The following is a 20,297-nucleotide window of genomic DNA, read 5'->3' as shown; positions in this document are numbered from 1 at the left end:
AGCACTTAATTGTAATTCATTTTCCTAATAATTCGCAGCGATTCCTTAATGGATTGATAGGTAGGAAGGTCAAATTTCTTGATGATAGGCTTTGCTGCCTCCATAACTTCCTTTGCCTCCTCAAATCCATTGACATAGCAAATTAAGAAGGTATCGGACATCAGGGAAAAATCCTTTAGCTCATTGGAGGTCAATTCAATATCTGCTTCAATTTTTTTCAATAGAGCTAGATTGGCATTGTAAATATGGAACAATGTTTTTTTATCATAGAGAGGAGGGACAAAGATCATATCGCTTAAAATGGTATAAGTGCCATTTTCAAAAAAATTAATGACCACCTTCTCCAAGGGGTAATATTTCTGTTGATCATTTAATCCCAATTGCACATATTCTATGGTAGTAAAGGAGTGTTCGTCATACGCAATGGTAATTTCATCAAATTCGGAATAGAACAATTTCACTTGTTCGTTGATCAGTTCAATATCTACCCGGGAATAGTAGGTCTCCCCACTTACTTTTTTCTGATTCCCTGCCCAACACACCACAAATTGCTCTTTAAAAACCTTGTAATAACTGCTTAGATCTTTGTGCCTTTCATTTAAAAAATCGATGACACCGTCCAAGGTAAGCTCAATATTATTTTTGGCGTGTTGTTCAATTCTCGCAACCGCATCGGTATTTATATCCTTTAACTCGATACCGTAGGACTTTGGCAAGCTTATACTGCCCTCCCTAAAAAATACAGCCCCTCCATAATATTTCCAAATATTCTTTCGCAATGCACAGACCTTCCCACTAGACCTAATGGTAACCAGGCCCACTACCTTACCTTGAGGAAGGTGTGGAAAGGGAATGTTCTCATAGGCAATAAGCGGGGGATTCTCCAGATAGGCATTTACCAGGTTTTGGATTTTACTGTCATCAAAAAAATCGACGCCCACAATTTCATTATCCTCATCCTCCACCCCAATAACAATAAAAGAATTGTTGTTAGGGTTACTATTTGCCAACGCACAAACGTGCTTTAAAAATTTTGCCTTTCCTTCTTTTTGCCCAATATCAATAAACCGCTTTTTATCGTAAAAGCTATTTTCATCATTATGGGCCAGAAGGTTTTTTACAAGAAGGCGCTTATTAATCATGGCTGCTTATTAACAATAGTGGCATTGGCCTGTGCGGTAGGCATTACCAATAAATCTGCAATATTCACATGATAGGGCCTTGTAACCATAAAATGGATTATGTCCGCAATATCCTCTGGTTGTAGTGGCTTATAGCCCTTGTAAGTCTCGGAAGCCCTTTCTGTATCCCCTTTAAAACGCACATCACTAAATCCAGTCTCTACCAAACCAGGATGTATGGCACCTACTCGGATATTGTATTGGTTCAGATCAATTCTCATCCCTTGGTTAATTGCGTCCACAGCGTGTTTACTAGCGCAGTAAACATTCCCTTTGGGATATACTTCTTTTCCCGCAATGGATCCGATATTGATAATATGTCCTGATTTTTTGCGTACCATATTAGGGATTATCGCCTTGGAAACATAGAGCAGGCCTTTGACGTTTATATCGAGCATAGCATCCCAATCATCAAGATTTCCCTCATCAAAATCATCAAATCCATGGGCATTTCCTGCATTATTTACCAGTATATCTATATCAAAAAAATCGGCAGGAAGCGAATCTATGGCATTAAAAACGGCCTCTTTATCCCGAACATCAAAATTAAGGGTATGAATCTTTGCATATCTAGAAAGCTCCTTTCTAAGGGCGTCCAACGAGGCTTGTCTTCTTCCACATAGGATAAGATCTATTTTATTTAAAGCAAAAAGTTTGGCCGTCTCCAGACCAATCCCACTAGTTGCCCCTGTGATAAATGCTATAAATTTCTTGTTAGGTAAGTGCATAATAAAAATGATATATTAAATTTCATAAAAAATTTGAGCAAGAAACCGTCTCGGGAAACATAATTAAACGCTCCGGAGCCGGTTTAGATTTAAAAAATAAACCTGACTCCCATTTAAGGTCAATATAAATATCGCATGAAAAAAACATAGCTAAATTATTCTCTTGCACATTATGCAACAGTTCCTTTATCGATCGGTAGATTAATTTTACATATGTTTGTGAAAATATGAATAAATACCTTAAATACTTCACAAATCTTAGTCCTTTCCTAAATTTTTAACCATACATTAACAGCCAATAACTAAATAAATTTTCAATTTGCATCCACTTTTGGAACTAACTACTTAATGCAAAACAAAACATAGAAATATATGGAACAAAATACTTCGGTGGATATCAGCGCTGTAAATGAAAAGATTGCACAGGAGAGTGCTTTTATCGACCTTCTTATTTTAGAAATGAACAAAGTTATCATAGGGCAAAAGCACATGATAGAACGTTTGCTCATAGGTCTTTTGGGGCAAGGCCATATTCTTTTGGAAGGTGTCCCAGGACTGGCAAAAACCCTCGCCATAAACACTTTGGCCAAAGCAGTTCACGGAAGTTTTAGCAGAATTCAGTTTACACCGGACCTTTTACCGGCAGATGTGGTTGGGACCATGATCTACAATATGAAATTAAACGACTTTTCTATTAAGAAAGGTCCCATTTTCGCCAATTTCGTTTTGGCAGATGAGATTAACCGTGCACCTGCAAAGGTACAATCCGCCCTTTTGGAAGCCATGCAGGAAAAGCAAGTAACTATAGGAGACCAAACCTTTATTTTGGACAAACCGTTCTTGGTAATGGCCACCCAAAACCCCGTAGAGCAAGAAGGGACCTATCCATTGCCAGAAGCACAGGTAGATAGGTTTATGCTGAAAACGGTTATAGACTACCCTAAATTAAACGAAGAGCAATTAATTATCCGTCAAAATTTGACCGGCGCATACGAGGAGGTAAAACCTGTAGTTAGCGTGGAACAAATTCTTAGGGCACAAAAGGCCGTAAGGGACGTGTATATGGATGAGAAAATTGAAAAATATATACTCGATATTGTTTTTGCCACCCGTTACCCCGAGAAATACAACTTGGAAAATCTTAAACCATTAATTAGTTTCGGTGCTTCCCCAAGAGGTAGTATCAATTTGGCAACTGCAGCCAAATGTTATGCGTTCATAAAAAAAAGAGGCTATGTGGTCCCAGAAGATGTTAGGGCGGTTACCTTAGATGTATTGCGTCACAGAGTGGGTATTACCTACGAAGCAGAGGCAGAGAACATTACTTCGGAAGAAATAATAAATAAGATCGTAAACGAAATTGAAGTGCCTTAATCAGTCTACAGTTATCAGTCCATAGTCGACAGTCTAAAAACATAAGGACCTACTGTGACTGAATACTTATCAATGCAAACTGCAAACTGAAAAATGGATACGAAGGAATTACTAAAAAAAGTACGTAAAATTGAAATAAAGACTAGGCGTCTTTCCGATCATATTTTTGGTGGGGAATACCACTCTACCTTTAAGGGAAGGGGTATGACCTTCAGTGAGGTTCGCCAGTACCAATTTGGAGATGATGTTAGGTCTATAGATTGGAATGTTACCGCACGCTACAACGAACCTTATGTAAAAGTCTTTGAAGAAGAAAGAGAGCTTACCATGATGCTTTTGGTAGACGTTAGCGGCTCCCAACTCTTTGGTACCAACAACCAATTTAAAAAAGAAATAATTACAGAAATTTCTGCCACCCTAGCTTTTTCTGCCTTGCAGAACAATGACAAGGTAGGACTACTACTTTTTACCAATGAAGTAGAACTGTATATTCCACCAAAAAAAGGAAAAAGTCACGCCCTGCGAATTATAAGGGAATTGTTAGAATTTTCCCCAAAAAGTACGAAAACTGATATTGGCGTAGCTTTAAAGTTCCTGACCAACGTAATGAAAAAGAAGGCCATTGTTTTTGTTCTTTCAGATTTTATTGCGGACGATTACCTTCAGACTTTGCGGATAACAGGGAAAAAACACGACCTAACAGGAATTAGGGTTTTTGATGAACGCGAGGAGCATATCCCCAATTTAGGGATGGTACAAATGCAAGACGCCGAAACCGGAACCCTGCAATTGGTAAATACACAATCCAAAAATGTGAGAATGGCCTATGGAAAATATTACAGTGAACGGGTTTCATATTTCCAAGAAACTTTTACAAAATCCGGTTGCGGAGTTCTGAGCTGCAGGGTAGACGAAAGTTATGTAAAGAAATTGTTGGGCTATTTTAAGCGAAGAGGTTGATACAAATGAGGAATTCTGTGCTATTTACAATTAAAAAATATAGTCCGCACTTACTGCGGTCTATAGCTATCTGCCTTTTTTTGGCATCAATACCGGGGTTCTCACAATCTCTACCTACTATTAAGTCGGGCGTAGACACCACGGAAATTAAGATCGGGGAGCAGATTAACTTTAAAGTTACAGTAGAAACCGACACTATCTCCCATGTAGTTTTCCCAGACGGCCAGACCTTTTCACCCTTAGAAACCGTGGAAGCGCTAAAGACGGATACGGTAAGAAAAAAAGATCGTCTAACTCTTCAGAAAATATACGCCCTTACACAATTTGATTCTGGGACTTATACCCTACCTTCTCAGATGATCGAAATTAATGGAAAACATTTTTTCACAGATTCGCTGGTGATAAACGTGGCCAATGTAGCGGTAGATACCACTACACAGAAAATGTACGACATAAAACCCATAATCAAAGTAGAAAAGAGCAGCAGCATTCCTTGGGTTTTAATTTTATGGATTTTGGGCATACTCCTTGTTTTGGGTGCTTTATTATATTGGTTTGTTTTTAGAAAAAAACCCCTTAGCGATGAAGAGAAAGTGGCCTTATTGCCTCCTTTTGACAGGGCCATCCTAGGCTTAAAACAGCTAGAGAATTCCAAATACTTAATCCAGGACGATTACAAATCGTACTATTCTGAACTAACAGACATTGTGCGTTCCTACTTAGAGGAAGATGTTCATGTCACTGCCTTGGAAAGTACCACGGACCAGCTTATAGACAAGTTGGAGTTGATGAAGGATGCTGGGAAATTAAAGTTGGACCACGAGACCATCCAACAGTTCAAAAAAGTTTTGCAGACGTCAGATCTTGTTAAATTTGCCAAGTCCAAACCTGAGACTTCGATTGCGGAGGAGGACAGAAAATCTGTAGAGCAGATCGTTATCAAAACTAAGGAAGCTATCCCAGAGCCTACTGAAGAAGAGTTGTTGCAACAGGAAGAATATCAAGAAGAGATTCGGCATAAAAACTATAGAAAAAAAGTGATGCTCACTTCCATAGCTGCAGTCTTATTGCTATTGTTATCGGGGATAGCTGCAGTAAGTTATTATGGATTTGATTACGCAAAGGACACGGTGTTTGGTCATCCCACAAAAGAATTGCTGGAAGGGGATTGGGTACAGAGCGATTACGGATACCCTCCGGTAAGCATACAAACCCCAAAAGTACTTTTACGCCAAGCCGTAAAATTGCCGCCAGAATCACAAGCGGCCATCAAAGAAATGCAGGCATTTGCCTATAGGAGCGCCACCGGATTGTTTACCGTTGCCACAACTTCTATTCTCCTTTCCCAACCCGAAGAGCCCGATTACGAAAAATCCTCCGAGCAAATATTAAGGAGTTTTGAAGCCCAAGGAGCCAAGAACATTACCACTAAACAGGAGGAGTTTACCACTCCTACAGGGGTAAAAGGCGTAAAACTCTACGGTAGCGGAAAGTTTGCTGTACCAGAATCGGACGAATTGGTCACAGGCAATTACGTGGTCCTATTTTTTGGCGGAAAAGGTTTTCAACAAAACCTAATTATTAGCTGGCTTGCAGACGACACCTATGCCGATAAAATAGTAGATAGGATATTATATTCAGTTGAAGTAAAAACAACCTTATAAATGTTAGAAAATATCTCCTTTGCCAACCCACAGTTTTTCTGGCTCTTTTTATTGCTGCCAGTGGCAATATTTTGGTATTTTTTTAAAAGAAGGGAACAATCCGCTTCTTTAAAACTATCGAGCATAAAAGGTTTTCCTAAAAACAGTGTGCTACCCAAGTTAAAACCACTGTTATTTGTATTGCGTTTGGTAGCATTGGCGGCTATAATTATTGCCATGGCCAGACCACAGACCGAAGAAATCTCTACCCGCACCAAGACTACCCAAGGTATAGATATTGTGATGTCCATAGATGTATCTTCCAGTATGTTGGCCAAGGATCTTAAACCCAATAGATTGGTAGCCTTAAAAAAGGTAGTGGCAGAGTTTATCGACGAAAGGCCTAATGACCGGATAGGATTGGTAGTATATGCCGGAGAAAGTTATACCAAAACGCCAATTACAAGCGACAAGAGCATTGTAAAGAACGCCTTAAGCGATATCACCTACGGCCAGTTAGATGATGGAACAGCAATTGGGATGGGCCTTGCCACCGCCGTAAACAGGCTTAAGGACAGTAAATCTCTTAGTAAAGTGATTATTTTACTGACCGATGGGGTCAACAATTCAGGATTTATTGAACCACAGACCGCTGCCAATCTTGCGGTAGAATTTGGCATAAAGACCTATACCATCGGAATTGGGACCAACGGCAATGCATTGTCTCCAGTTTCCTATAATGCGGACGGCTCCTTTAGGTATGCAATGCAAACCGTGGAGATAGACGAACCTTTATTGAAATCGATAGCAGAAACAACAGGCGGTAAATATTTTAGGGCTACGGACAACAAAAAACTGGAAGCGATATACCAAGAAATAAACAAATTGGAAAAAACTGAAATAGAGGAGTTTAAATACTACAAATACGAAGAAAAATTTAGGCCTTGGGTATATTTGGCAGGAGTATTGTTATTGATTGAATGGTTGACAAGGATAACCTTGTTTCGAAGTTTTATATAGTCCCATAAGCAAAGGAAGAGGAGAATTCTCTAGTAGTTACAAATGATAAAAGCAACATGATCCAATTAGACGAAAAAACATATTTATACCTGTTGTTCATCATTCCCGTGATGATCGTACTTTTTGTATTGCTTCAAATTTGGAAAAAGAGAACACAAAGAAAATTTGCAGACCTCTCCCTTCTAAAGCAATTGACTCCCGAAAAATCGAATTTTAAGTCGACTTTAAAATTAATACTTCTCTTATTGGGAGTAGCATTCCTGACCCTTGCCTTGGTGAACCCCAAGATGGGTACCAAATTGGAAACGGTAAAAAGAGAGGGCGTAGATATTGTATTTGCGGTAGATGTCTCCAAAAGCATGTTGGCAGAGGACATTGCCCCCAACAGACTTGAAAAGGCAAAACGACTGGTTTCCGAAATCATAAATCAGCTGGCTAGCGATCGTATTGGGATTATAGCCTACGCGGGGCAGGCATTCCCACAATTGCCTATAACAACAGATTATGGGGCCGCCAAAATGTTCCTACAAAATATGAATACCGATATGCTTTCTTCCCAAGGAACAGCTATAGATCAGGCGATTAATTTGGCAACCACCTTTTTTGATAATGAGGAACAGACGAATAGGGTGCTTTTTATTATCTCAGATGGAGAAGATCATTCCGAGGGAAGTATTTCCCAAAGTGTGGAAAACGCGACCAATGAAGGGATACGAATCTTCACCATCGGGGTAGGAAATGAAAAAGGAGCGCCTATTCCTTTAAAGAGAAATGGAATTGTAGAGAGCCTTAAAAGGGACCGACAAGGAGAGGTGGTCATTACCAAAATGAACGAAAAAACCTTGAAAGATATAGCCAGTGAAGGAAACGGCGAATACATTAACGGAGAAAATACCGAAGAAGCAGTTACGTTCATAAAAGAGCAATTGGACAGAATAGATAAAACGGAATTTGAAGCCAAACAATTTGCCGAATACAAAGATCAGTTCCAATGGTTTTTGGGAGCGGGACTTTTATTCTTATTTTTAGACGTTTTTGTATTGGACAGAAAAACAAAGTGGCTGAAAAAATTGAATCTTTTTAATGAGCGATAAATAAAGGGATATGAAGAGGATAATATGCATCATTATGTTGATCGGGTATCTTGGCCATGCCCAAGTGGTAGATAAGAAAACCCAGAAATCTATTAAAAAAGCAACCACTTATACCTGGGAAGGCAATAAGAAATTGGATGAAAATGATTTTGTGAATGCCGAGGCCAGTTATCGAAAGGCAATTTCCGAAAATACCAATAACAGTATTGCCCCTTATAATTTGGGCAATGCTTATTATAAGAACGAAACGTATAGCGAGGCATTTGGCAGGTATAAACAAGCTGCCGAGAACGCCACCGACAAAGCGGACAAACACAGGGCCTACCACAATATGGGAAATGTGTTTATGAAGAACAGGGAATATCAGAAAGCAGTAGATGGATATAAGGAAGCCTTGCGGAACGACCCTACTGATGAAGAGACCCGTTACAACTTAGCGCTGGCCAAGGAAATGCTAAAAAAACAACAGGAAGAGCAGCAAAACGACCAGAATAAAGACGAGCAAGACCAAAAAGACAAGAAGGATCAGGAGGATCAGGAGGATCAAAACCAAGACAAAAAGGAAGGCGAGCAAGACCAAGAGGACAATAAAGATAAAGAAGAAGAAAAAGGCGATCAGGGCGAAGAAGAGAAAGAGGACAATAAGGAAGGGGATGGTGATAAAAAAGACGAAAAGGAAAAACAACCGGAAAAGGGCGACCAACAAGAGCAACAGCAACCAAGGCCAAACCAATTATCCCCACAGCAAGTGAAAAATTTGCTAGACGCCATGCAGAATGAAGAGAAGAAGGTTCAGGAAAAAATAGATGCCCAAAATATAAAAGGCCCAAAAGTTAAAAACGAAAAAGATTGGTAATAACAGTGCAGTTAAAAAGATACATATCGCTTGTAGTAGTATTGTTCATGGCCATTACCCTCAATGCCCAGAACGATGATGAATCGGTGACTTTTGAAATGGAGCTCAGCAAGGACAAACTGGGCATCAACGAAAGACTTCGGGTAGACTTTACCATGAACAAGGATGGTGACAACTTTAATCCCCCTGACTTTAATGGGTTTAGAGTACTTATGGGACCTTCGCAATCCATTAGCTCCTCTTGGATCAATGGCGTGAGAAGCTTTTCCAAAACGTATAGTTATACCTTGGCTCCAACAGCAAGGGGCAAGTTCACGATTTCCCAAGCCACTATAGTCATTAAGGGCACCACCTATAAATCCCTTCCCAAAGAGGTAGAAGTAACCGCTTCAGTAGAGCGACCGGACGGAGAAAGGACGGTGGATGACGTAGCTGATGAAAGTTTACATTTGGTTGCAGAGATCTCCAAAACCAGCCCTTATTTAAATGAGGCTGTTACTGTTGTTTACAAGCTTTATGCCAGCCCAACCATAGATGTCACCAATTTCAGGGCTCTGGACAACCCCAAGTACAACAACTTTTGGAGCCAGGACATTCCGGTAACCAAATACAACATTGAGAACGCCACCTACGACGGAAAACCGTATAGATCGGTAATCCTAAAGCGAGTAGTGTTATATCCACAAAAAACCGGAGAACTGGAGCTAGAACCCCTGTCTTTGGACGTTAGCTTACAGGTACCTACCAACAAACGTGATTTTTTTGGAGGAAGAATATTGGCACAGACCAACAAGACAGTTTCCGCAGGTAAAAAAACCTTAACCGTAAAACCACTCCCTACAGAAGGCAAACCCGCAGATTTTAGTGGTGCCGTGGGGGAATTCGACTTTTTTGTAACACCGAGTAAAACCCATTTGAATGCTTCGGAGTCCCTTCAGGCAGTAGTCAGTATTAATGGAAAAGGAAACCTAAAACTATTTGAAATTCCCAAATTAAACCTCCCGAATTCCTTGGAGGTCTATGATCCAGAATATAGTGAAAGCGTACGCACCAACCTTTCGGGAATGGAGGGAAAAGTAATGAACAGCTATACAGTAGTGCCTACTTTTAGGGGAAAATACCCCATTCCCAGCATATCGTTCAGTTATTTTAATCCCAATACAAAGAAATATCACACCCTTAGTTCCAAGGAAGTTATGATCAACGTATTGGAGGGCCCTACAAGTGGTGCAGTAACCACACAAGGATTAAACAGCAACAACAAACAGCTTGTTGTAACAACAGCAGACCAATTTGTCTTTAATAAATTACATTCCAATTTATCAACTATTAGCACCAATCATTTTTTCGGTTCAACCACCTTTTTTATGTGGTGGCTACTTCCTTTGGCACTGATACCTCTAGCCATCATTTTTGGTAAAAAACGGGAAGCCATCGCCAGTGATGTAGAAGGCAATAAGATTAAAAGGGCCAATAAACTGGCCAAAAAGTATCTTTCAGCGGCCAAAAAGGCTCTTGGGTCCAAAGATTCCTTTTATGTAGCACTGGAGAAGGCACTGCACAATTACTTAAAGGCAAAACTTAAGATAGAGACTTCAGAGTTTAGCAAGGACAAGATCGCTACTATTTTACAAGAAAAAAATGCAGAGGAAACAACGAAAAATGGATTTATCGGACTACTAGAAAATTGCGAAATGGCAAGATACAGTCCGTTTTCCGAGGTACAAATGCAACAAGATTACAATAAGGCCAGTGAGGTTATTTCACAATTGGATAAACAAATTTAAGTTATGGTACGTTTATTAACTGTTCTTTTCTTTACCATAAGTGCTTTGGGATACGCCCAGAACCAACAACTTTTTGAGGAAGCCACCACTTTTTATAATGACGGGGAATATCAGAAGGCGGCGGACAACTATCTTAAAATATTGGATAATGGGGAGCATTCCGCTGCCTTGTATTTTAATCTTGGAAACACTTATTACAAACTAAACGACATTGCACCCAGTATCTATTATTACGAAAAAGCCTTGTTGTTAAAGCCCTACGACCAAGATATTTTAAACAACCTGAACTTTGCCAGGAATATGACCTTGGATGCCATTGAGCCACTCCCCCAATCTGCGGTCACCAAATTGATCAATAAGGTTACCAGCTTCCTTACCTTTGACCAATGGGCCTATATTGCGGTGGTGTTCATGATATTATTTGTGGGTTTCTATATTAGTTTTTACTATTTCAGATTTTCTACCCAAAAGCGTATCGCTTTTATCAGTAGCCTTGTTTTTCTGGTGTTCACGTTATGTGCCGCCGCCCTTGCCTACGTACAGTACGATAAATTCAAAACTGATCGACCTGCTGTCGTATTTGCGGAACAAGCCCCTATTAATTCCGAACCCAACAACAGGAGTCAGCTTATATTTAATTTGCATGCGGGCACTAAAGTCAAGGTAGTTGACCAATTGAACGATTGGAAAAAGATTGAAATAGCAGATGGGAAAACCGGATGGTTATTGGCCAATGATATAAAAGAACTCAAAGATTTCTAAACTCCTTTAGTTCCTGTATACTATCCCTACTCCCTAATTAGCACCTTTAATACTTTATGATAAGGGTATCAACAAACCTTTGTAGATAGTTAAGAAAAGGCGATTCAATAGTCTTTCAGCCACACTATAGCCCAGCATCACCAGTGAAATAGGAATAGATTCTTAATTTTCATCAAAAAAAACCGATGAAAATGCAAAAATTCCTGTTATTTTATAATTATCTTTCCCCGCGGAAATAGTAATCAAAAAAAAACAATTACAGCTATTACTACATCCCACTTAATCATTAAGCAGCGTACTAAATACTACAGATGGATAGCCTAGATAAAGTTTTCAAAAACAACGAACAGTGGATAAAGGATAAAATGGAAGTCAATCCAAACTTTTTTCAGGATCTGGGGAAAGGCCAAAATCCAGAGATACTTTATATTGGATGTTCGGATAGTAGGGTTACCGCCGAGGAACTTATGGGATTTGGTCCCGGGGAGGTCTTTGTGCATCGCAACATTGCCAACATGGTCATCAGTATAGATCTAAACGTCATGTCTGTGGTAAATTATGCGGTAGACCATTTAAAAGTAAAGCACATTGTTGTTTGCGGACACTATTCATGTGGTGGTGTAAAAGCAGCCATGCAATCTGCCGATATGGGAATTTTAAATCCTTGGCTACGTAATATAAGGGATGTTTATAGGCAACACAGAAGCCAATTGAATGCCATTGAGGACGAAAATAAGAAATATGACCGATTGGTAGAGCTCAATGTACAAGAACAGTGTATTAACCTTATAAAGACTGCTGCAGTTCAAAGAGCCGTTAGGGATCGTGAACTAATTGTACATGGTTGGGTTTTCGATATAAACACGGGAAAACTGGTAGACCTTGAAATAGATTTTAAAGGTATTCTAAACAATATCATGGAAATCTATCGCTTGGATTAATTTCCGTCCTATTATTACAAAGTAGGAATTACTTAAAAGCCCATTCTTCACAATAAAACGGACCAACATGTTTATTTCAACAAAATCTGTTCGTCCCTTGGTATAAAAGTTTTAAATTTGCGGCTCAATTTTTGGTGGAAATCCAAGCCATAAAAGTACCATGATAAATCAGATAAGGGAACATATATTGGAAGTAGAGAAATTTACTTCCACCGATAAGGAAGCCATTGAGACTTTCAGAATTAAATATTTGGGAAAAAAGGGATTGTTCAATCATTTTTTTTCAGACTTTAAAAACGTTCCCAACGAACAGAAAAAGGAGTTCGGGCAAATCGTAAATCAACTTAAGACCGTTGCCACCGAGAAGGTAAATACCTTAAAACAAGCTTTGGAAAATGAAAAAGTTCTCCATGGAGTTTACGGCGACCTTACTAGACCTGGAGAACCCCTAAACCTCGGTTCCAGGCATCCAATTTCCATCGTTAAAAATCAGATAATCGAGATCTTTTCCAGAATTGGGTTCAACGTATCTGAAGGTCCTGAAATTGAGGACGATTGGCATAACTTTACGGCCTTGAACCTTCCAGAATACCACCCAGCAAGGGATATGCAGGATACGTTTTTTATTCAGACCGACCCAGATATTTTATTGCGGACCCACACCTCTTCGGTTCAGGTAAGGTATATGGAAAACAACAAGCCGCCGATCAGGACTATATCTCCAGGAAGGGTATATAGGAATGAAGCTATTTCGGCTAGATCTCATTGTTTCTTTCATCAAGTAGAAGGACTCTATATAGACAAAGATGTCTCTTTTGCAGATCTAAAACAGACCTTACAATTCTTTACCACGGAACTTTTCGGAAAATCAAAAATCCGGTTACGCCCCTCCTATTTCCCATTTACTGAACCTAGTGCAGAGGTAGATGTTTATTGGGGCCTAGAAACAGAAACCGATTATAAAATGACCAAAGGTACTGGCTGGTTAGAAATAATGGGATGTGGTATGGTAGATCCCAATGTCCTTACCAATTGCGGGATCGATGCCAATGAGTATTCGGGATTCGCTTTCGGTATGGGGATAGACCGTATTGCATTGCTCTTGCACCAGATTTCGGATATTAGACTCCTGAGTGAAAACGACCTTAGATTCTTGGAGCAATTTAAAAGCGCTCTTTAATTGTATTTCAGTCGGTTTAATGATCCATTATAGCTTCGTGTAAACAAAAAAGTTATCTAAAGTGAAAAAGGATATAGAAATTCCCCTTGTAAAAGACGTACATCTGGCAGCAGTTCATGAGTGGAACGAGGAATTCTTGGAAAAAAATTGGAATACCTATATTATAAATAATAGGGACACTCCTATTGAAACTGTAATTGCAGTATCAACAGGATATAAAGGAGACCAAAAAACCTCTACAATGAGACATGGTCTAGGCGATATACCCGCAAAAAGTTCTAAAAGAATAGAAGTATTACAAGAAGAGATACTAGCTTTTACCAACGAATTTTTTGTGACTTATTTCGCCGATAATAAACTGTATGAAAAACGGTTTGTGTTTGAGAAAAACTCAATCAAAGAAGATAATTTTATAACCCTTCCCGTTATGGAGCTCGATGGCGTCATGGCCAGATAATTCGCAATCGTGAATTAAGATCATCTAATTTATTTAACTTAAAATTAACGCTTCCTTGGTTCGCATTATTCAGAACCAATCCTATGTTTGCTAAACTAATTTATATTTTAAAGATTTGGGATCTGACCTACAAAGAAATCAGCTTATAGAAGAACTAGGGGTATATTTTGAAAATAACAAAATACTATCGCCTCTTGCCGCAAGAATATTCTCTATGATGATTCTTACCGATCAAGAGGGCATATCATTTGATGAATTTGTTGAAGGTCTTGATGCCAGCAAAAGCTCAATTTCCACTAACTTACAGCTACTGCAAGCCTCTGGGCGAATCGTATACTTTACCAAGCCTGGAGAGCGAAAACGCTATTTCAAGGTTTCCCCAAACGACATTCTGGATCAGTTGGAAAAGAAAATAGAGCAGTGGGAAACAGAAAAAAAAATGCACTTGAAGGTCTACGAATTCAAGAAAAATATGCTAAAAAATAGTGAGGTCCATCATGAGGATATGCCGGGACTTCATTACACAAAAACGTATGCCAAGTTCGTAGGTGATTTCATACAGAACCTAAAACAACTCCAAGAAAATTTAAAAAATACTGCTAACCTTAATTCCCTATGAAAAGATTCCTATTAATTCCCGTTGCCCTTACCATTACCCTTTTTATTGGTTGTGGAGAAAAGGCTCCTTCCGGGCAAGCTACATCAGCAACCCCTTACCCAACCATAAAAGTTGAAAAAAGAACTGTGGATAATTTCACCAAATTTCCAGCAAGTATAGAGGGGCTGGTAAATAGTAAGGTCCGCGCAAAGGTAGCTGGATATATCCAAGAGGTATTGGTAGATGCAGGGCAACAAGTAAGAAAAGGACAGTTGCTCTTCACCTTGGAGACCCAATCCTTATCCCAAGATGCAGGTGCCGCTAAGGCACGGATAAATTCCGCGCAGGTAGAAGTAGATAAATTACGCCCCTTGGTAGAAAAAAATATTATCAGCAGCGTACAATTGGCAACGGCAAATGCAAATCTAGAGCAAGCCAAAAGCAATTACCAAAGTATAGTGGCTAACATAGATTACGCCCAAATAAAAAGTCCAGTAAACGGTGTAGTAGGATCAATACCCTTTAGAAAAGGAAATTTGATAAGCGCCCAAGATGCAGTTCCATTGACCACAATATCTAGTATAGAGCAGGTATATGCCTTTTTCTCTATGAACGAAAAGGACCTTTTGGGATTCCTAAGGGAGGTTGAGGGTAATTCTATGAATGAAAAGGCACAAAACATGCCAGAGGTGCAATTGATTCTAGCAGATGGATCGGTTTATGAACATAAAGGAAAAATAGAAACGATTAGTGGCGAGGTTAACCCAAATACAGGCACAGTTAGTTTCAGGGCTACCTTTCCCAATCCAAAAGGCCTATTGCGAAACGGGAGTAGTGGTAGCATTATCCTTCCGAACAAAATGAAGGACGTTCTAGTGGTTCCAACACTATCTACCTACGAACAACAAGGAAATAATTTTGTATATCTGGTTCAAGGGGACACCTTGGTACCGAAATCGATTACAGTAAAGGCGGCCGTAAATGGCCTATCTGTAATTGAGGGATTAGAAGAAGGAGTACAGTTATTGGCTAACGGGCTTGGGAAAGCAAGACCAGGGCTACAAATTATACCACAGCCCACAAGTTTGGATAGTATTTTAAATTCTTACAATTCTGTTTTTAAATAAATCAGCATGCTAAAAACATTTATAGAAAGACCCGTACTTTCCACCGTTATCTCCATAATCCTATTGCTATTGGGTGGTTTGGGACTTGCCACTTTACCGGTGACACAGTACCCAGATATTGCCCCTCCTACCGTACAAGTATCGGCAAGTTACCCTGGGGCAAATGCAGAAACCATATTGGAGAGTGTTATCGTCCCAATAGAAGAACAGATCAATGGGGTTGAGGGCATGACCTATATAACCTCAACTGCCAGTAACACAGGAAGCGCTAGTATTACGGTGTACTTTGAACAAGGTATAGATCCCGATATAGCAGCTGTAAACGTACAGAACCGAGTAGCCCGGGCTAATGCCCTGCTACCCGCCGAAGTTATCCGATCTGGGGTAATCACCCAAAAAAGACAAAGTTCGGCCCTATTGTATGCTGCATTGTACTCTACAAATCCAGATTTTGATGATACGTTTATTCAAAACTACCTCAATATCAATATAAAACCAGAGATACAGCGTGTAAATGGGGTGGGAGATGTAAATGTTTTCGGGTCCAAGGATTACGCCATGAGAATATGGTTGGATCCAGTAAAGCTGACTTCATACAATTTAACCGTAACCGATGTAATACAAGCCATCGGAGAACAAAGCCTAGAAGCTGCCGCAGGGTCGTTAGGTCAAAATTCAGGGGAAGCCTTTGAATATGTCATCAAATACAAAGGGCGATATAAAACCGCCGTAGAGTATCAGGGTATCATTATAAAATCTTTGGGAAATGGCCAGTTTTTAAAACTTAGCGACGTGGCCAAAGTGGAATTGGATGCCTTCTCGTACACGTCCATAGGTCGCGCAAGGGGCTATCCCGGAATCAGTTTTGGAGTTTTTCAGACCCCGGGCTCCAATGCACAGCAAATCATAGAGAAAATCTATGATAAAATGGAGGAATTAAAAGAAGACTTCCCACAAGGGGTGGACTATATGGTGAATTATGACACCAATAAATTCCTAACGGCATCCATGGACAAGGTAAAGGTAACCCTTATAGAGGCCTTTTTATTGGTATTCCTAGTGGTATTCCTTTTCCTTCAAGATTTTAAATCGACCTTAATTCCCGCAATTGCAGTTCCGGTATCTATTGTGGGTACCTTCTTCTTCCTCAATCTTTTAGGGTACTCCTTAAACCTATTAACCCTTTTCGCACTTCTTTTGGCGATCGGAATTGTGGTGGATGATGCCATTGTGGTGGTAGAGGCGGTACATGCAAAATTAGAGGATGGATATACCTCCGCAAGGAAGGCTTCCTTAAGTGCAATGAGCGAAATTAGTGGGGCCATAGTTTCTATTACCTTGGTAATGGCGGCAGTTTTTATCCCCATAACATTTATCCAAGGACCTTCTGGGGTCTTCTATGAACAGTTTGGGGTCACCTTACTGATCGCAATCCTTATATCAGCCGTTAACGCCCTAACCTTAAGTCCGGCGCTATGTGCCATTTTCCTAAAACCGCCAAAAAAGAAAGGGGAAAAGAAAAAACGATTATTGACCGGATTCTATACTGCATTTAACGCAGGTTTTGAGGCCAGCTCCAAAAAATATATTAAATCCCTCAGGTTTCTGGTAAAGAACCGATGGGTAACCGTAGTAATCCTTATAGTTGCCTGTTTGGCAATTTGGTGGGCAGATAGCACCACTCCAAAAGGATTTGTCCCTGCTGAGGATAGGGGCGTTATTTTTGTAAATCTAGAACTTCCACAAGGGGCCTCTTTAGACCGTACCTTCGCTATTACAGAAGAACTTTATAAGACTATTGAATCGGTTGAGGGAATCCGTACAGCCTCTTTACAGAGTGGACGAAATTTCTTTTCAGGAGCAGGAAGTTCCTATGGTCTTGGTTTTATAATATTAGAGGATTTTGATAAGCGGAAAGGCGATGAAACTTCGGCAAATGCCATTATTCAACAACTATTTGCCAAAACGGAACATATTTCCGATGCCAAAATTCTATTCTTTACCCCGCCAAGCATTCCAGGGTTTGGGGCTTCGGACGGATTTGAGGTTCAGATTCTAGACCGTGCTTCAGGGAGTCTAAAGTCGCTAGACACCATAGCGAACAGCTTTGCAGCAGCGCTTACCCAACGTTCAGAGATTGGCTATGCCTCCAATTCTTTTAGCACCGATTTCCCGCAATTACAAATGGATATTAATATTCCAAAAGCCAAAGAAGCGGGGATAGAGATAAGTAGCATCCTAAGAACCTTACAGGGGTATATTGGTGGATTATACACTGCAGATTTCAGTCGTTTTGGCAAACAGTTTAGAGTAATGGTGCAAGCCGAGCCAGATGACCGTAAGGATATAAACAGCCTCAACAGCATGTTTGTCAGGAACAACGAAGGCAAAATGGCCCCAGTTTCGGAATTTGTAACCTTAAGTCGGGTTTATGGACCACAGACTGTAAATAGGTTTAACCTGTTCAATTCGGTAACGATCAATGGATCTGCGGCACCAGGCTTTAGTTCCGGTGATGCCATTGCTGCGGTGAACCAAGTTGCAGCACAGAATTTACCCAATAATTACGAGATTGCCTTTTCAGGAATAACCAGAGAAGAAATAGCCTCTGCTGGACAGTCGGGCCTTATATTTTTACTGAGCATAGTTTTCGTTTATTTCTTTTTATCTGCTCAATACGAAAGTTATTTATTGCCCTTTGCAGTACTACTCTCATTACCCATAGGGGTAGCTGGCGCCTATTTATCCACAAAATTCCTAGGCTTGGAAAACAATATTTATTTCCAGATCGCCTTAATAATGTTGATAGGACTACTGGCCAAAAATGCTATTCTTATTGTGGAGTTCGCAATACAGCGCAGGCGGCATGGGCTGTCTATCACTGAATCTGCAATAGATGCCGCCAGGGCTCGTCTGCGACCCATTTTAATGACTTCCTTTGCCTTTATCCTTGGACTTATGCCCTTAGTATTGGCCACGGGTGTTGGAGCCGCTGGGAACAACGCCATTGGAACCGGTGCTGTAGGAGGCATGTTGGTAGGAACCTTGATCGGAATATTTATTATCCCCGTTCTCTTTATCCTTTTCCAGTGGTTGCAAGAGAAAGTTACCGGAGTACCCACAGTAGAAACCGTTGTAGAAAAATAGTACTATATCATATGCAAAATAAATCTCTGTACAGACTGATCCTTATAGCCATTATCCCGGTAGTGATGCAATCTTGCTTTTCGGCCAAGGAATATGTTAAGCCCTCCTTGGAAAACGAAGCGCTATACCGTACCGATAATGTAATGTCGGACAGTCTTTCCCTAGGCACATTATCTTGGACCGAATTGTTCACCGACCCAATTTTAACCGAATATATCCAAAATGGACTGAACAACAATCTAGATATTAGGGTTGCATTACAAAACATAAATGCGGCCCAGGCGTATTTAAAACAAGGGAAATCTGGATATTACCCAACCTTAGATGCCATGGCAAGCTATGGTCGTTCCTCAAATTCAGAAAACGGTCCGTTTGCCGCGAATGGGAGAACTACTACCGAACAATTTGAACTGTCTGGTTTCCTATCTTGGGAGGCCGATATATGGGGGGAAATTAGAAGCAACGACAGAGCTACCCAGGCTTCTTATTTGCAATCCGTAGCAGCACACCAAGCGGTGAAAACAAATCTCATTGCCGCGATAAGTAGCACCTATTTTAGATTGCTGTCTCTAGATAAGCAGAAGGATATTATCAAAGAAACTATTGAGGCCAGAAAAAGTAGCTTGAGTACTACGGAAGCATTAAAAGATGCAGGCCTAGTTACAGAGGTGGCTGTAAAACAGACGGAGGCACAGTTGTACACTACCGAAATTATATTGATTGACATTGAAAAGAATATAAAACTATTGGAAAATACCTTCTCTATCCTGATGGGTGAGCCGGTAAATGGAGTAGTACGAGGTTCTTTGGATGAACAACAACTACAAGCAGAATTGGCAACAGGTGTCCCATCGGAATTATTGACCAATAGGCCCGATGTTTTAGAGGCGGAATACGGCTTAATCACTGCCTTTGAACTTACCAATGTAGCCAGGAGTAATTTTTTTCCTTCCCTGCGCCTAACCGCCTCGGGAGGATTCCAGAGCTTGGAGTTGGATAATTTGTTCAGTGCTAGTTCCCTATTCTCCACTTTAGCAGGATCTTTAGCCCAACCCATTTTAAACGGAAGAAAAATAAGAACCCAGTACGAGGTATCTCAGGCACAACAAGAACAAGCCTTGCTCAATTATAAGAAAACACTGCTGATCGCGGGAAAAGAAGTTTCAGATGCCCTTTATGACTATGAGGCTGAAACCAAAAAAATTGAGATGCGAAAAAAGGAATTGGCTTCTTATACCTTGGCAGAGACCTATTCTGAAGAGTTGTTGAACAACGGCTTGGCCAATTATTTGGAAGTATTGACGGCCAGACAAAATGCGCTTAGCTCCCAATTAAACTTAATTGATTCCCAATATGGACAATTAAACGCCATAGTGACCCTTTATGAAGCCCTTGGTGGGGGATGGCGATAATTTATATGCCTAGAAAGCTGCTATAGAACG

Annotated in this window: 17 protein-coding genes; 15 read left to right on the top strand and 2 right to left on the bottom strand. The window is 40.2% G+C overall.

The window, feature by feature from the left end; genetic code table 11:
- Positions 1-5: 5 nt before the first annotated feature.
- Both KCTC52924_RS07400 and KCTC52924_RS07395 read right to left on the bottom strand, forming a co-directional pair.
- Positions 6-1,142 carry an ATP-binding protein gene (locus KCTC52924_RS07400; protein ID WP_251806086.1) on the bottom strand — a complete coding sequence of 379 codons (1,137 nt, stop codon included), beginning with the start codon at positions 1,140-1,142 and terminating at the stop codon, positions 6-8.
- Positions 1,139-1,909: an SDR family NAD(P)-dependent oxidoreductase gene (locus KCTC52924_RS07395; protein ID WP_251806085.1), complete on the bottom strand. Its 771-nt coding sequence runs from the start codon at positions 1,907-1,909 to the stop codon at positions 1,139-1,141. Before KCTC52924_RS07395 ends, KCTC52924_RS07400 begins: the two co-directional genes overlap by 4 nt.
- Before the next feature lie 372 nt (positions 1,910-2,281).
- On the opposite strand from KCTC52924_RS07395, the gene KCTC52924_RS07390 reads away from it, so the two are divergent.
- The 15 genes from KCTC52924_RS07390 (at position 2,282) to KCTC52924_RS07320 (ending at position 20,267) form a co-directional block, all read left to right on the top strand.
- A complete protein-coding gene (locus KCTC52924_RS07390; protein ID WP_251806084.1) occupies positions 2,282-3,283 on the top strand; it encodes a MoxR family ATPase in 1,002 nt (333 codons plus the stop codon).
- 93 nt (positions 3,284-3,376) lie between these two features.
- Complete coding sequence (locus KCTC52924_RS07385) at positions 3,377-4,243, top strand: DUF58 domain-containing protein (protein WP_251806083.1); 867 nt, start codon at positions 3,377-3,379, stop codon at positions 4,241-4,243.
- 5 nt (positions 4,244-4,248) lie between these two features.
- Positions 4,249-5,907 (top strand): BatD family protein, encoded by a 1,659-nt coding sequence (locus KCTC52924_RS07380; RefSeq protein WP_251806082.1) that lies wholly within the window; start codon positions 4,249-4,251, stop codon positions 5,905-5,907.
- Positions 5,908-6,906: a VWA domain-containing protein gene (locus KCTC52924_RS07375; protein ID WP_251806081.1), complete on the top strand. Its 999-nt coding sequence runs from the start codon at positions 5,908-5,910 to the stop codon at positions 6,904-6,906.
- A gap of 56 nt (positions 6,907-6,962) precedes the next feature.
- Positions 6,963-8,000 carry a VWA domain-containing protein gene (locus KCTC52924_RS07370; RefSeq protein WP_251806080.1) on the top strand — a complete coding sequence of 346 codons (1,038 nt, stop codon included), beginning with the start codon at positions 6,963-6,965 and terminating at the stop codon, positions 7,998-8,000.
- Positions 8,001-8,010: 10 nt separating this feature from the next.
- Positions 8,011-8,856: a tetratricopeptide repeat protein gene (locus KCTC52924_RS07365; RefSeq protein ID WP_251806079.1), complete on the top strand. Its 846-nt coding sequence runs from the start codon at positions 8,011-8,013 to the stop codon at positions 8,854-8,856.
- A 47-nt stretch (positions 8,857-8,903) separates the two neighbouring features.
- A complete protein-coding gene (locus KCTC52924_RS07360) occupies positions 8,904-10,643 on the top strand; it encodes a BatD family protein (protein ID WP_251806455.1) in 1,740 nt (579 codons plus the stop codon).
- A 3-nt stretch (positions 10,644-10,646) separates the two neighbouring features.
- Entirely contained in the window at positions 10,647-11,405 is a 759-nt protein-coding gene (locus tag KCTC52924_RS07355; protein WP_251806078.1) for an SH3 domain-containing protein, read from the top strand.
- 311 nt (positions 11,406-11,716) lie between these two features.
- The gene (locus KCTC52924_RS07350; protein WP_251806077.1) at positions 11,717-12,346 is read left to right on the top strand and encodes a carbonic anhydrase; all 630 of its coding nucleotides are present in this window, start codon (positions 11,717-11,719) and stop codon (positions 12,344-12,346) included.
- Positions 12,347-12,506: 160 nt separating this feature from the next.
- Positions 12,507-13,526 (top strand): phenylalanine--tRNA ligase subunit alpha, encoded by a 1,020-nt coding sequence (pheS, locus tag KCTC52924_RS07345; RefSeq protein WP_251806076.1) that lies wholly within the window; start codon positions 12,507-12,509, stop codon positions 13,524-13,526.
- 61 nt (positions 13,527-13,587) lie between these two features.
- A complete protein-coding gene (locus KCTC52924_RS07340) occupies positions 13,588-13,983 on the top strand; it encodes a hypothetical protein (protein WP_251806075.1) in 396 nt (131 codons plus the stop codon).
- Between the two features lie 115 nt (positions 13,984-14,098).
- Positions 14,099-14,602 (top strand): GbsR/MarR family transcriptional regulator, encoded by a 504-nt coding sequence (locus tag KCTC52924_RS07335; RefSeq protein WP_251806074.1) that lies wholly within the window; start codon positions 14,099-14,101, stop codon positions 14,600-14,602.
- On the top strand, positions 14,599-15,708 hold the full coding sequence (locus tag KCTC52924_RS07330) for an efflux RND transporter periplasmic adaptor subunit (RefSeq protein WP_251806073.1): 1,110 nt from the start codon (positions 14,599-14,601) through the stop codon (positions 15,706-15,708). The genes KCTC52924_RS07335 and KCTC52924_RS07330 overlap by 4 nt, the downstream gene beginning before the upstream one ends.
- A gap of 6 nt (positions 15,709-15,714) precedes the next feature.
- On the top strand, positions 15,715-18,855 hold the full coding sequence (locus KCTC52924_RS07325) for an efflux RND transporter permease subunit (RefSeq protein ID WP_251806072.1): 3,141 nt from the start codon (positions 15,715-15,717) through the stop codon (positions 18,853-18,855).
- A gap of 11 nt (positions 18,856-18,866) precedes the next feature.
- Entirely contained in the window at positions 18,867-20,267 is a 1,401-nt protein-coding gene (locus tag KCTC52924_RS07320; protein WP_251806071.1) for an efflux transporter outer membrane subunit, read from the top strand.
- Positions 20,268-20,297: the final 30 nt, after the last annotated feature.

The organism is Arenibacter antarcticus, assembly GCF_041320605.1.
GTDB classification, from domain to species: Bacteria; Bacteroidota; Bacteroidia; order Flavobacteriales; family Flavobacteriaceae; genus Arenibacter; species Arenibacter antarcticus.
This window is presented reverse-complemented; position numbering and strand designations above follow the sequence as displayed.

Bases quoted from the DNA above. Each gene is read 5' to 3' on its own strand.
- KCTC52924_RS07350 (WP_251806077.1), top strand. From the start codon at position 11,717: ATGGATAGCCTAGATAAAGTTTTCAAAAACAACGAACAGTGGATAAAG.
- KCTC52924_RS07320 (WP_251806071.1), top strand. From the start codon at position 18,867: ATGCAAAATAAATCTCTGTACAGACTGATCCTTATAGCCATTATCCCG.
- KCTC52924_RS07385 (WP_251806083.1), top strand. From the start codon at position 3,377: ATGGATACGAAGGAATTACTAAAAAAAGTACGTAAAATTGAAATAAAG.
- KCTC52924_RS07330 (WP_251806073.1), top strand. From the start codon at position 14,599: ATGAAAAGATTCCTATTAATTCCCGTTGCCCTTACCATTACCCTTTTT.
- KCTC52924_RS07400 (WP_251806086.1), bottom strand. From the start codon at position 1,142: ATGATTAATAAGCGCCTTCTTGTAAAAAACCTTCTGGCCCATAATGAT.
- pheS (WP_251806076.1), top strand. From the start codon at position 12,507: ATGATAAATCAGATAAGGGAACATATATTGGAAGTAGAGAAATTTACT.
- KCTC52924_RS07370 (WP_251806080.1), top strand. From the start codon at position 6,963: ATGATCCAATTAGACGAAAAAACATATTTATACCTGTTGTTCATCATT.
- KCTC52924_RS07380 (WP_251806082.1), top strand. From the start codon at position 4,249: ATGAGGAATTCTGTGCTATTTACAATTAAAAAATATAGTCCGCACTTA.
- KCTC52924_RS07325 (WP_251806072.1), top strand. From the start codon at position 15,715: ATGCTAAAAACATTTATAGAAAGACCCGTACTTTCCACCGTTATCTCC.
- KCTC52924_RS07360 (WP_251806455.1), top strand. From the start codon at position 8,904: ATGGCCATTACCCTCAATGCCCAGAACGATGATGAATCGGTGACTTTT.
- KCTC52924_RS07375 (WP_251806081.1), top strand. From the start codon at position 5,908: ATGTTAGAAAATATCTCCTTTGCCAACCCACAGTTTTTCTGGCTCTTT.
- KCTC52924_RS07390 (WP_251806084.1), top strand. From the start codon at position 2,282: ATGGAACAAAATACTTCGGTGGATATCAGCGCTGTAAATGAAAAGATT.
- KCTC52924_RS07395 (WP_251806085.1), bottom strand. From the start codon at position 1,909: ATGCACTTACCTAACAAGAAATTTATAGCATTTATCACAGGGGCAACT.
- KCTC52924_RS07355 (WP_251806078.1), top strand. From the start codon at position 10,647: ATGGTACGTTTATTAACTGTTCTTTTCTTTACCATAAGTGCTTTGGGA.
- KCTC52924_RS07365 (WP_251806079.1), top strand. From the start codon at position 8,011: ATGAAGAGGATAATATGCATCATTATGTTGATCGGGTATCTTGGCCAT.